General features: G+C 35.8%; 11 protein-coding genes and 1 tRNA gene. 4 read left to right on the forward strand and 8 right to left on the reverse strand.

What is annotated here, in order from left to right; translation table 11 throughout:
* Positions 1 to 4: 4 nt before the first annotated feature.
* From J0871_RS08315 to J0871_RS08335, 5 genes are all read right to left on the reverse strand, one after another.
* A complete protein-coding gene (locus J0871_RS08315; RefSeq protein ID WP_208224803.1) occupies positions 5 to 601 on the reverse strand; it encodes a Crp/Fnr family transcriptional regulator in 597 nt (198 codons plus the stop codon).
* Between the two features lie 77 nt (positions 602 to 678).
* Complete coding sequence (locus J0871_RS08320) at positions 679 to 1,893, reverse strand: hypothetical protein (protein WP_208224804.1); 1,215 nt, start codon at positions 1,891 to 1,893, stop codon at positions 679 to 681.
* A 285-nt stretch (positions 1,894 to 2,178) separates the two neighbouring features.
* Positions 2,179 to 2,901, reverse strand: coding sequence for an iron-sulfur cluster repair di-iron protein (ric, locus tag J0871_RS08325; RefSeq protein ID WP_208224805.1), 723 nt, complete (start codon positions 2,899 to 2,901; stop codon positions 2,179 to 2,181).
* A gap of 246 nt (positions 2,902 to 3,147) precedes the next feature.
* Positions 3,148 to 4,575: an exonuclease domain-containing protein gene (locus J0871_RS08330; protein ID WP_208224806.1), complete on the reverse strand. Its 1,428-nt coding sequence runs from the start codon at positions 4,573 to 4,575 to the stop codon at positions 3,148 to 3,150.
* 250 nt (positions 4,576 to 4,825) lie between these two features.
* Positions 4,826 to 5,389 carry a DUF4256 domain-containing protein gene (locus J0871_RS08335; RefSeq protein WP_208224807.1) on the reverse strand — a complete coding sequence of 188 codons (564 nt, stop codon included), beginning with the start codon at positions 5,387 to 5,389 and terminating at the stop codon, positions 4,826 to 4,828.
* A gap of 363 nt (positions 5,390 to 5,752) precedes the next feature.
* Between J0871_RS08335 and J0871_RS08340 the strand changes: the two genes are divergently transcribed.
* From J0871_RS08340 to J0871_RS08350, 3 genes are all read left to right on the forward strand, one after another.
* Positions 5,753 to 7,366, forward strand: coding sequence for a GIY-YIG nuclease family protein (locus J0871_RS08340; RefSeq protein ID WP_208224808.1), 1,614 nt, complete (start codon positions 5,753 to 5,755; stop codon positions 7,364 to 7,366).
* 138 nt (positions 7,367 to 7,504) lie between these two features.
* Entirely contained in the window at positions 7,505 to 7,669 is a 165-nt protein-coding gene (locus J0871_RS08345) for a hypothetical protein (RefSeq protein WP_208224809.1), read from the forward strand.
* Positions 7,670 to 7,742: 73 nt separating this feature from the next.
* On the forward strand, positions 7,743 to 8,258 hold the full coding sequence (locus J0871_RS08350) for a hypothetical protein (protein WP_208224810.1): 516 nt from the start codon (positions 7,743 to 7,745) through the stop codon (positions 8,256 to 8,258).
* A gap of 149 nt (positions 8,259 to 8,407) precedes the next feature.
* Here the strand turns inward: J0871_RS08350 and J0871_RS08355 are convergent, their stop codons facing one another.
* From J0871_RS08355 to J0871_RS08365, 3 genes are all read right to left on the reverse strand, one after another.
* Positions 8,408 to 9,412, reverse strand: a complete 1,005-nt coding sequence (locus J0871_RS08355; RefSeq protein WP_208224811.1) for a potassium channel family protein — start codon at positions 9,410 to 9,412, stop codon at positions 8,408 to 8,410.
* 119 nt (positions 9,413 to 9,531) lie between these two features.
* Positions 9,532 to 10,377, reverse strand: a complete 846-nt coding sequence (locus J0871_RS08360) for a universal stress protein (protein WP_208224812.1) — start codon at positions 10,375 to 10,377, stop codon at positions 9,532 to 9,534.
* Between the two features lie 367 nt (positions 10,378 to 10,744).
* The gene (locus tag J0871_RS08365) at positions 10,745 to 12,136 is read right to left on the reverse strand and encodes a dipeptidase (RefSeq protein ID WP_208224813.1); all 1,392 of its coding nucleotides are present in this window, start codon (positions 12,134 to 12,136) and stop codon (positions 10,745 to 10,747) included.
* A 111-nt stretch (positions 12,137 to 12,247) separates the two neighbouring features.
* Here J0871_RS08365 and J0871_RS08370 point away from each other — a divergent pair.
* Positions 12,248 to 12,329 (forward strand) — tRNA-Leu (locus J0871_RS08370).
* Positions 12,330 to 12,536 lie beyond the last annotated feature (207 nt).

The raw sequence follows: 12,536 nt of genomic DNA on the forward strand, positions 1-12,536 counted from the left end.
CGAATTAACGATAAACTTTTCCGCTTCTAATTTTTAGTTCGCCTTTCTTTTCCAGGCCTTTCATAGCCCTAATTACGGTTTCTACTCGAAGTCCGGTTAAATCGGCTATCTGTTGGCGGGTTAGGTTTACTTTAAATTTAAACTGCCCTTCAATTTGATGTACGTAACGCTTTAGATAATCCAGGATCCTGATTATTCGATGCTCCGGGTCCTGGCTTGAAATTTCGGAAACCATAATCGCTTTGTAAAAAAGCCTTTCAGCCAGGGTGCGGGTGAGTTTTAGGTGGGTTTCGGGATGCTTTGTAAGTAGCTCCAGGAAATTTAGTTTTGGGAGTTTTAATACTTCAGAGGTTTTTATAGCTTCAGCATTGGCGGGGTATTTCACATCGGCCAGCAAGGGTGGTTCACCAAAAGTTTGGCCGTCAGTAAACATTCCCTGTATAAATTCCTTTCCGTCGGCGTTATAATTATTCATTTTAATCTCCCCGCAAATAATTTGAAAGAAATTAAGCGCAATTTCTCCTTCCCTAAAAAGTTGATCGCCTTTATGGTAGGTTTCTCTTGAAGCTCCAAATTCCAGTAAAATATTATCCGCAACCATATTTTAAATTTTAATCAAAGCAAACTTATAAAAAACAAGGAGACCAAACAGGAATTAAAATATTAAAGCTTGGTAATTCATTTTTTATTCTTCAACAAATTCACTCCTAAAATCCATCCCACGGCAATAGGCATTAAGGCACTTACTAAAACCAGTAAAAGAAAGTAATTACCAAAAAAAGGCAGCCCTAACCAAAGTACCAGGCCTTTATAGAAAATAAGTGCCTCTGAAATTAGAAAACCGCTGAGGTAAAGGTAAAAAGCATTTTTTGGGATTCTAATTAGCTTGAACCAGTTTAGAAAAGCGAATAAAGCCAGGGAAACAAAACCCAGGAAAACCCAGTGCAAATAGCCAATTACAAAGTCAAGATTATTAAAAGCCAAATCGGCGAAAAAGGGTATGGCGCTAAGGCTTTGCATTAAAATTTTACCGATTAGCAATATGCCTGAAATCATTAAAAGTCGATAATTAAAAGAACTTAATCCTGTTTTTAGAAGATTTCTATTCCGCAGTATAAAGGCGAAAAATTGGTAAAAAGCGAGGAGGAGTAAAATCACTCCGAGCCCACCCATTAGATAAAATATTAACGGTGGATTGGTCCAGTAAGTAGAAAGAAAAAAGCTTAAAATAACGCCGGAATTAAGCAACAGGAAAAACCGTTTAAATTTCTTTCTGCCAAAATCTATATTTAATTTTTGAAAAAGATAAAATACAATTCCCAGCAGTGCTACTAAAAACCAGGCATTATACTGAAAATGCAAATAGAAATATACAGCGAGTTTATACCAAATTGAGGTATTGCCCAGGGTACTCATAATACCTCCCAGCGCCCAGGGGCCAATACTGGAAATTACCATATACCATAAGGCTGCTTTTATAAGTTTAAAGCTTTGGGTTTTGCGATACTTTTTCGGAATATTTCGCAGCACAAAAGCTGTATAAAAATAGGAGCAGATTAGGAAAAGGGTTGAAAAAATTATGGAAATCACCGCATAGCCCTGGAAGGGAAAACTAAACAACATTCCTAACAAACTAATATTTGTAGCCAGGAAAATATAGATGTATTTTCTTGAAAGTTCAGTTTTATGAAAAAACAATCCATAAATAATACCGGTTAAAGCGAGATACACCCAACCTAATAAAGCAATATGGGAATGTGTGTGAAGAATGTATTTATAATTTCCAGGAACCGGGGTTACGTAAAATAATCTCAGGAAAATTCCCAGCAAAGCGGCCAGGAAAAAATAGGCGAGAGCTATTTTGTGATGAGCTTTTAAATCTAAACGCAGCATAGGCCGAAAGATACTAAAAAGATAAGAAGTTAGCTTAAAAATTGAACTAGGAACAAAATACCGAGTAAGGTGAAGCAATCTCTCCCGGTTTGACTAAAATTTAAAGATTGCTTCTCCCGGTAAAAATTGGGATTGCAATGAAGATTTTTGGCGGTATTGGTGTAATTATTAGCAAGAATTAACCCCGTAACATTGCTGCTACGGGGTTTCATCAACACAATTAAAACATTCTAAAATAAAAAACTAAATCTATCCTGGCATGGGGATTCCAGGATATAACAACCTTTAACTGTTTAAACTGCGTTCAAGCTCAATGGCTTTAGGGAAAAGTATATTGTTTTCTAAATGCACGTGGTGGTGCAGATCGGTTTCAAATTCTTCCAGTTTTGCGTAAAATGCCCTGTAAGTATTACAAGCCCATTCAGGATAATTGTAATTATCGCTTAATTCTGAAATTTCTTTAAAAATGGCACCCGCATCATCGTGCTCGGTTTCCATCATTTTAATAGGATTATCAATTTTTCCAAATTGCGGTTTTGGTGCCGGTGTTCCTTCTTCCTGCGCTCTTACCAGTTTCTTGATAAACGGAAATAGAATAAGTTCTTCTTTCTTTAAATGAGCGCTTAATTCCTGGGCAACTTCAGTAAATAATTGCTGAATTCTTATAAGCTCTGGTCTTTCGTGGCCGTGCACTTTGGCAACACGCGCCGCATATTGAATAAGTAAGGGAATATTTTCTTCTACATACTGGTGATGTACGTTTATAATATGGTCGGTTAAGAAATCCAGTTTCCAGTTTTTGTAATCGTAACCGGGAGTGGTAACCGTGGCTGTTTCCTCTAATTCTTTCTTCAGTACCTCAAGGCTCACATTAGCTTTTGTCGCAGCCTGGGCTAAACTAATTCCGCCACCGCAACAAAAATCGATCCCGTGTTTTTTAAACAGGTGCGCGTTTTTAATATTTTCGGTAACATAATCGGCTACGGTTTTTACAGTTTCGGTATTCATAATAATAACTTTAAGTTGAACAATATTTCTCTACAAATATCTGCCTTGACTTCCTGCTATTTTATGAGTCTGGTCATAAGCCTAAAATTTGCCCAATAAACGTAATTTAAACCTTCCTGAATTTGTTGTGGATTTGCTGAAAATCCTCCCAAAAACCGATTAAAAATTCAACTTAAAAAAATTGTGCGCTTAACTCTGCTGCGGAAGATGCGTATCGTATTTCAACTTAAAAAAATATGAATTAATTTACCCAAACCATTCTTCGGCCTCGCGTTCTTCAACTTCTTCGCCGGTATTCAGGTCTAAGCGGGTAATGTTCTTTTTGGTGATTAAATACCGGTTCACAATCCTATCGGCATAACTGGAATTTGTTTGCGGTACCAGGTAATCTTCAAACTGCTCGGGCCCATTAAAATCATCAGAATTTTCTACAAATCCGTAGCCGGCATAGCGACCTTTCTTGAGATAGATAAAAGATTTTTCAGCTTTAGTTCTTCCTTTTTCTACCAGCAAACAGGAGTTTTCATATTGCTGAATATATTCTACCGCCTTAGAAACCCGCCGGTTGTATTCTTCTTTATCAATTTCGCCTTTACACATCCCGCTGCAACTGGTTATTTTGTAATGGCTGCAATGCGATACACCGGTTTGCAAGCCGCAATACCGTGGGCATAAATCAAATTCCTGGCAAATATTTTCCAGGAATTTTATGGCTTCTTCGCGAGTATAGAACTTCATCCAGCTTACCGGTGAGACTTTATTTTTATGTATCACAAATTGCTCAATCCCTTTTTGGTTGTGGTAGGAGGTAAGCGTATAAGGCCTGCTTACCTTTTTCTGAGCTTTATTGAATTCAGGGAAATATTTTAAAATTAAAGCAGATTCCCGTAAAAGCGCCAGCAATTCACTGCCGGTAAGTTCGTAGTCTATGCTGTAAGTGGCTTGCATCAGCTTATATTTCCGGTTAGATTTTTCCTGAAAATGAGATTTTATGCGGCTTTTAATATTTTTAGCTTTCCCTATATATAGCGGAATCCCATCTTTATCCTTAAAGAAATAGACTCCGGTGGTAGCGGGTAATTTTTCGAAATCTGAATTTTTAAAATTGGGCGGAAGATAAGAAGCCGCCGTTCTTTGATTTAAAAATGCTTTAAAAACTTCATAATCGGGATCCAGGTCCAGGCAACGCTGAAAAAGCGTGACTGTAGCCTCACAATCACCGCGCGCCCTGTGCCTGTCTACGTGCGGAATATTAATAGAGGTGCAAATATTTCCCAGGCTATAAGAAAAAAGCCCCGGAATTAATTTTTTGGCCAGCCGTACTGTACACAGGCGTTTTCTTTGAAATGGCAGTTCCAAACTATTAAATTCTGCCTTTATAATATTATAATCAAAATTCACATTGTGCGCCACAAACACACAATCTTTGGTGATTTTATCAATTTCAGAAGCTATTTCGGCGAATTTTGGTGCATCGGCCACCATTTTATCATTGATGTTGGTAAGCGTTTCAATGTATAGTGGAATCTCGGTCCCGGGATTTACCAGGGAGCTGTAGTCGTCTATAACTTTTCCGTTTTGAACTACCAGCACGCAAATCTCGGTGATCTTATTTCCCTTAATCCCGCCGCCGGTGGTTTCAATATCGGTTATGGCAAATTTCACATCTTTCATGCGGCCAAATTATGATTATTTCTGAAAGTTTAAAAGGAAAAAATACTAAATAATGGAAATATTCCTTATTGAATCAAATTACAGTCTAAAATTTAAATAAAAAGGTCTCGGCTACCTGAAAAAGTTAAAATAGCACGTCAAGCTGAACTTGTTTCAGCTTCTAACATAAAACGTATTTCATCTCAACTTAGACCCTGAAACAGGTTCAGGGTGACGGTGTAAACGCCGTTTTAATAAGAACTACCTCAACCTAAACCTTTAAAAACCCGCGAAAACCCCTGGCGGCGTAATAAGATTCGGCGCCATTGTGGTAAATAAAGACTTTTCCATATCTAAAATCTCCAAAAATAGCTCCACCAAGTTCTCTTATTTCGGTTGGTGTTTTCAGCCAACTGGAAGTTTTAGTGTCAAATTCTCCCAATTGCTGTAATTCCCGGTATTGCGCTTCATCTAAGATTTCAATACCTATCTCGGCAGCCAGGTCCAGGGCGCTGTTTTTTGGTTTAAATTTTTTCCTGGATTCCAGGGCTTCGCGATCGTAGCAAAGACTTCTCCTGCCTTTGGGACTTTCCTTTGAGAAATCACAGAAAGTAAACTCGTTGGTTTTAGCATCGTAACCAAGTAAATTGGGTTCCCCGCCGGTTTCTTCCATCTCGTTTAAAACCCAAAGTTTCTCTGGCTGAGTCTTTAATTTTTCTTCAATTTTAAGCCATTCTAATTGCTTAAAGCGAGTTTTATGCTCCTCAAAACGGCTATTTAGCATTTGAATTATTTCTTCTTCCCGGTCTTTTGAAAGTGATTTTTTCTTACTCATCTACAATAATATTTTCCAGCATTAATTTAATAATTATTTGCTTTAGGTAATAAACTTTTGATGCCTAAAAGATTTTCTCCGGGATTTTCTATAAAAATTTAATCTTCTTCTTATATTGTTAAAAATTTAACAGCGGTAGTTGTTTTTAAAATAGCAACTATCAGAACAGCCATCCCTACAGGCTGTTTGTTTTATCAAAATCTCATATTTCTGAATTTTTTGGAATAAGCTGACTTATTCCGGAAGTTTTTTAAAATGCAAATTTTTGCACGAGGCACGGTACCTGTTATCCGGGGTGAATTGCTGTTAAAGTAATAGGGAGTAGATTATATATAACGAGTTTGGCGTAATTAGAATAAAACTATGTTTGGACTTTTCAAAACAAAAGAAAATAGAAGCTACATAACTTACGAAGAAGATGAAAGTGGTACTGTTTTGATTTACTTCGACAATTCTAATTTAAAAAAAATAAAAGGTGAGTACGTTTATGATGAAAACAGTGCTTGGAATAAATTTCAAGAACCTCAATATAATGACGAAATATTAAATTACAACTCAATTTTTGAATGGACTCTTCACGATAATGATTTTATTGAAGAGGGAAATTCTTTATTTACGGTTAGGAAAGCTAATAATGATTTTGTGAAAGAACTATTAAATGAAGTTTACGTTCTAAATCCTGCTGAATCGCCGAAATCTGGAATAATCCAAATAATAAAAAAGGAAAGAGAAATTTTAAACAATGGTGATTTAATATGTAAAATTTTACCTAATAGAGCTGATTCAAATTCACCTAAAAATAATTCTTACACTGTAAGATTCAACAAATATGAAATTCCTCCAGAATTAAGAAATTTGGACAGTTCAACTGGCAAAAAACATATAAGTCTTTCAAAGTGGCTTGTTGAGAATAACACTAATGTTGATTTTGATCAAGAAATTGCGCAAGTAAAAGGAGGTAATGCTCAAAGCACTTATTTTAGTTACAATTTAAAGGCAAAAAAATCTGGAATAATTACAATTTTTAAGAACGATACCAGTTTTTTAAACAATGGTTTAGAACAAAATGAGGCAATATATGTGATTTCCGACAACCAAGATATTGTCTTTGAGAACACTTACTTTAATAGACACATTATAGAAAATGATGATTTTGAACAAACCAAAACAATTAAATGGAAAATTGTAGGTGGATATAAATATCCTTATAATTCAGATACACCTTCACCAATTGGAGGAATTATTTCAAATTCTGATGTAGGTAAAGATTTAATTTTTTCATTTGAGAATATAAATAATAGAGATTATTTGGCATTATATTTTTTCTCTAAAGATTACAAATTAAATATTGGTGATAAAGTATCCTTCATGTTTGAAAATCAAAATATCTTAAGTTTTGAAATAATCGAAAAGCCAATAAAATCGAATCTTAATTGGAAAAACTTATTTGAAACAAGAATTTTAATAACTCAAGATGAGTTGTCTGTTTTTTCAAAAGATAATTTGTCAAAGTGGAAAATTGATTTTGCATCAAATAATAATTCAATTATTGGTGTTGCCAACAATTATTATTGGTATAAGAACGAAAATTATAGCAAAGTTTTAAAAAATTTGGTAGCTGAATATATTGAGATAGTTAATCAAAATATTGAAAATCATATAGCCTTTAAAAACCGAGAAAATTTAAAAGAATTAAAAACATTTACAGACGAGAAATGCTCTGTTTACTTAATGATAGACACAACAAACAATTTTCATAAAATTGGTATTTCAAACAAACCAAAATACCGAGAGAAAACTTTACAAGCTGATAAGCCAACAATTGAATTATTATGCTCGAAAGAATTCCCAAATCGAAAAATGGCTGAAAGTATAGAAAAATCTTTGCATATTACTTTTGACAATAAACGAATTAGAGGAGAATGGTTTGAATTAGATGCACAAGAAGTGAAGGATATTATTACTACTTTAAAATAATTATGCCCAAAGAAATCAAATCCAGGAATATCAGGAAAAATGGCTGAACTTGGTCTTAACTGTGGAAAGTTAGTAGAAGAAAGTATAGCGAAAGTTGAGGTGAGAAAAAAATAAATTATAAGTGAAAACAAAAATAGTATGCCGAAGGTCTTTTTAATAAGTATTGGAATCATCGGTTTTATTGCGGGTATATTTCTAACCTTAAATGGAAATAAAATTATGGGGCTTGCCGGTTCAGTAGCGAGTGCTGCAATCGCAATAAAAGCAATTAACGACTTTAAAAAAGAGAAGAAATCAGCTTGACCAATAAATCAATATTAAGGGGACAATTTTGGGTTCCTAATTTCACAAACTGCAAAAAATCAACTAGAAAATTATGATTTGGTTTAACCTCAAAAAACTGGAACGACTATTAATTCAAAATAAGATCACCGAAGCAATTTCTTACCAGTATTTACTGGTTTTCCTGGTATTGATCACCTTATCCGCAAATGCACCCGAAACCGATTTTTCCCATTACGGCTGGGAGATCTCTTATATTATTCTGGAGTTATTAATCACCATTGTAGGAACCTATTTGGTATTTAAGGTAAATTCTGACGGGGATAATCGCGATTTCCTAAAACGCTATTTTTCACTCTCCTTTGTAAACGGACTTCGACTGGTAATATTCTACCTGGTTTTGAAGCTGATTTTTAAAATAATTATGTTTATAATTCCGCTGGATCTATGGCATAGTATCAATGATTTCTTTGGGGAAGATGCCGGGGAATTTTTCTTCGATATTATTTTCTCTTTAATCTTCTACTGGTTGCTTATGAGCTCTTTTAAAAGAGTGAATTCAGGAAGAATTGAGGAAAAAGTTGCGGTACAGCAGGAAGATTTAAAGTAGGCTTAAGATCCTTCGGAATTTTCCCCGCTTCAGCATTAAAAACTAGCATTTCTTAGCTTTATACTTTTAACGTACTGATTGCCCTAATCACCTAAAGTATGGTGAGCAGGGGCAAGTAAGTTTTCGATACGATTTTTTAACAACCCCATTTATTTATCATCCAGCACATCTTCCCAATCCCAGCCATCTTTTTTGATATAACCCAACAATTTCCCCCGGCGTTTATTGAAATCTTCATCTTTGGGGATTCCGGGATCTTCTTCAAAATTCGCCTTTAATTCATCGGGTAAATCATTGAAATAATCAAAATCAGGCGGATCGTCTGCCAGCGAGGTATAACTTTCATGAAGCCTAACCGCAAGATTATCCATAGCTCCCCGTATAACACGCCAGGTAAATGCATTAGCCGATTTATCTAAATGATAAGCTTCCTGTATATTTAAAGCTTCATCTAAAATAGCGAGATTCAATCTTATATTATGCGATCTTTTATTAGTATGAAAATAGTGCAGAATAGGGTAGGCAAGGTGATGCTCCCCGTGTTTTAAAAGCAGGGATTCCAGATTTTGTAAGCGATTGTATAGCGGTGAAAAATCTTTGCCGTTAAAACCTTTATTAATAATTTCTTTTGGCGAATTTCCCAGTTGATAAATATAAACGGCAAGGGTTCTTTTATCTATAACAGCCTGGAGTACGGGCAGTAAATAGGAGATTCCCAAACTTATAAAGATCATACTATTCATCCCCATAATGTTAGAAATAATACGCCAAAAGTCGCTACCGGCCCTAAGATCTCCGTTTCCTAAAGAGGTGAGCGTATAGCCTACGTAATAAATATTCCCAATAATATCGGCATTTTCACCGGTACTGCTTTCTAAAACAGAGTTGGGGTCTGAAAGGTAAATTAAGCTATAACCTACCCAAATTAGAAAGATCCACATTGCCACGAGGCCCATTAAAATGGTACCGCCGGCAAAATTTAAAATAGGAGCTTTTCCCTTACCGCGGGCCATTTTAAAATACACCCACCATATTTTTCTTGCGGTGAAGGAAGACAACCTTCCGCCACCATTAATGTAAAGAATAGTTTTAAAAATGTCTACAAGAGCAATTATAAGAATAAATAAGCCTAACGGAACTAGTAGGTAACTCATCTCTATTGATTGGTTGTGGTTTGGCTTTCAAATTAATAAGTATTGCTGAAAACCAGTGTTTAAGGAAACTTAATTCTTTGTGAAATGATGCAAAGAGGTATATATTTATTGCTAATTTTTTACTCCAATTCTTTTAAAATCAATACCGGCACCTTTGGATTAAAATCTATTTCTTCTTTAAAGCGCTGCGAGAATAATTTGCTAAAAAACCCCTGTTTGCGTTTATAAAGCGCCAGGAAATTGCTATCCCGACTTTCAATAAAAAGATGAATCCCAGTAGTTTCGGTGGTTTGTGTGAGTTTATGAAAGCTAAAATCTACACCTGAAAAATAAGTTTTTAGCGCCTCCTGGTTTTGTTCCTGTTCTTTAGTAAGCGGCCTGCCATCGCTATTAATATATAAGATCCTGATGCTGGCTTTTAAATTTTCGGCCATATCTATAAGTGCCGCAACTTCTTTATTTTTAAACGGAAATTTATAATTGGTAGGAAAAACAATTTCACGCTTAGCAGTGGGCAATTCCTGCATTTTTTCGGGCAGAATTAAAAATGGACAATGCTCTACTTTTTCGGTTACTTCAGAAATTTCATTTTCAAAAGCTGCGTTTATAGATACATTTTCGCCCCGGGAAACCATTAAAATCAAGTCTATATTATGTGCATCTATGGTTTCCTGGATAGCTTCAGCCAGCTCTTTATTCCGGGAAATTGTTTCAAACTTATGTTTGGAATTTTCTTTCCTGAAGTTTAAACCCTGCAATGTTTTCTGCAGTCCGTTTTCAGATTCAGCCTTTGCAGCTTCCAGTTCTGCACTATGATTCCGTTTTAGTGAAATTCTTACAGGAATTTCATAAGCATTGAGAATATAAAAAGTACAGGGAATGTTTTTGTAAAGGTTCAAGGCATACACCAGGGTATTCCAGGCGTGTTTTGTGAAATTAGTAGGAATAAGAATTTTCTTTTCCATAGAAAAAATTGATTTTATAAGCAATTCCTGTAAATATACTAAAACTTACTTCCGGTTATTTCTATTTTTTCTACGGAAAAAGGTAGAAAAACGAAGTTCTCTGAGGAGACGTCATCCTGAACTAGTTTCAGAGCCTGCTCCGAAATTTATTCGGAGATCTAACATGTGGATAATTAAAACATATTAGATTCTGAAATAAATTCAGAATGACGTGATTTTTTAGACAACGTAGCTATTAAGATCCTTACTCGATAATCGAGATTTAAATGCTCCGAGGCTTGCCTCGAAAATTAAACAATGTTCTTAATTAATGCCTCGTGAGCTTGCTCCGAGGTAGTTTACTTAACAAATAAATCCTCAAATCAAACTACTCCTGCTTCATTTCAGTAAAATATTTATAAAACCAGGGGATGGTTTCTATTCCTTTTAAATAATTCCAAATCCCAAAATGCTCGTTAGGGGAGTGGATGGCATCGGTATCAAAACCAAAGCCCATTAAAATAATTTTACTTTTTAATTCTTTCTCAAACAAAGTCACAATAGGAATGCTTCCCCCACTTCGCTGCGGAATAGGTGTTTTCCCAAAGGATTTCTCATAAGCCTTACTGGCTGCCCGGTACCCAATATTATCTATTGGCGTTACATAAGCCTGGCCGCCGTGATGAGGTTTTATTTCTACCTTAACCGCATCTGGAGCAATACTTTCAAAATGTTTTTTAAAGAGTTGGGTAATTTCTTTCCAATCCTGGTTTGGAACAAGGCGCATAGATATTTTTGCATAAGCTTTTCCCGGAAGCACGGTTTTAGCGCCTTCGCCAATATAGCCACCCCAAATACCGTTTACATCTAAAGTTGGGCGAATGGAAGCTCTTTCTAAAGTAGAGTAACCTGCTTCCCCATACACATCTTTAATATCGAGTTTCTTTTTATAAGCTTCTTCGCTATAAGGCGCCTCAGCCATTTTAGCGCGTTCTTCCCAGCTTAACTCTTCAACCTTGTCGTAAAACCCGGGAATGGTGATATGGTTGTTTTCATCGGTTAAAGAAGCGATCATTTTACTTAAAATATTGATAGGATTCGCTACTGCACCGCCATACAAACCTGAATGTAAATCCCGGTTTGGCCCGGTAACTTCCACTTCAATATACGAGAGGCCGCGAAGTCCGGTAGTGATAGAAGGCGTATCTTTAGCGATCATTCCTGTATCTGAAATAAGGATAACATCATTTGCCAGTTTTTCTTTATTGTTTTCTATAAACCAGCCTAAATGTTCACTTCCCACTTCTTCTTCCCCTTCAATCATAAATTTCACGTTGCAGGGTAGTTCATCGTTTTTGGTCATATATTCCAGCGCTTTTACGTGCATAAACATTTGGCCTTTATCGTCACAAGCGCCACGGGCAAAAATAGCTCCGTCGGGATGGATTTCGGTTTCCTTGATTACGGGTTCAAAAGGAGGGGAGTTCCACAGGTCTAAAGGATCTGGCGGTTGCACATCGTAATGCCCGTAAACCAAAACTGTGGGCAGATTTTTATCTATTATTTTTTCGGCATATACTACAGGATGGCCGGGAGTTTCGCAAATTTCTGCAGCATCACAGCCTGCCTGCAATAAATTTTCTTTCACCGCTTCGGCGGTTTTTAGCATAGAATCTTTGTAATTAGAATCGGCGCTTATGGATGGAATTTTCAGTAAATCAATGAGTTCGTTTAAGAAACGATCTTTATTTTCTTCAACGTAAGATTTGATGTCTTTCATTCTTTGAAATTTTGATTGAGATAAAGGTAAAAAAAATATTTCCAGACTATTTGTGAATTGAAACATTTATGTATATTTGCATCCGCTTACAACAAGCAAACATATTGAAATGCGGGCGTGGTGGAATTGGTAGACACGCTAGACTTAGGATCTAGTGCCTTACGGTGTGAGAGTTCGAGTCTCTCCGCCCGCACAAAAAGCCCTTCAGGAATGAAGGGCTTTTTTTATTTTGTGAAAATGATGAAAATCTAAGCGGAGAGACGAAAAGTTTATGGATCAAGCCTAATTGTTGTGTTTAAGCAAAAATTGTGGTTAATCTATATAAGAAGAATTCTACATTTTTCACTCCTCTAAACTGAGCCCTAAAGGCTTTTATCTTTGCATTAAAGGATTCTGCTGA

This window comes from Salegentibacter sp. BDJ18 (assembly GCF_017579965.1).
In the GTDB taxonomy this organism is placed as follows: Bacteria; Bacteroidota; Bacteroidia; order Flavobacteriales; family Flavobacteriaceae; genus Salegentibacter.

Coding starts and splice junctions, on each gene's coding strand:
- J0871_RS08320 (WP_208224804.1), bottom strand. CDS start 1,893: ATGCTGCGTTTAGATTTAAAAGCTCATCACAAAATAGCTCTCGCCTAT.
- J0871_RS08360 (WP_208224812.1), bottom strand. CDS start 10,377: ATGGAAAAGAAAATTCTTATTCCTACTAATTTCACAAAACACGCCTGG.
- ric (WP_208224805.1), bottom strand. CDS start 2,901: ATGAATACCGAAACTGTAAAAACCGTAGCCGATTATGTTACCGAAAAT.
- J0871_RS08345 (WP_208224809.1), top strand. CDS start 7,505: ATGCCGAAGGTCTTTTTAATAAGTATTGGAATCATCGGTTTTATTGCG.
- J0871_RS08350 (WP_208224810.1), top strand. CDS start 7,743: ATGATTTGGTTTAACCTCAAAAAACTGGAACGACTATTAATTCAAAAT.
- J0871_RS08335 (WP_208224807.1), bottom strand. CDS start 5,389: ATGAGTAAGAAAAAATCACTTTCAAAAGACCGGGAAGAAGAAATAATT.
- J0871_RS08365 (WP_208224813.1), bottom strand. CDS start 12,136: ATGAAAGACATCAAATCTTACGTTGAAGAAAATAAAGATCGTTTCTTA.
- J0871_RS08315 (WP_208224803.1), bottom strand. CDS start 601: ATGGTTGCGGATAATATTTTACTGGAATTTGGAGCTTCAAGAGAAACC.
- J0871_RS08355 (WP_208224811.1), bottom strand. CDS start 9,412: ATGAGTTACCTACTAGTTCCGTTAGGCTTATTTATTCTTATAATTGCT.
- J0871_RS08340 (WP_208224808.1), top strand. CDS start 5,753: ATGTTTGGACTTTTCAAAACAAAAGAAAATAGAAGCTACATAACTTAC.
- J0871_RS08330 (WP_208224806.1), bottom strand. CDS start 4,575: ATGAAAGATGTGAAATTTGCCATAACCGATATTGAAACCACCGGCGGC.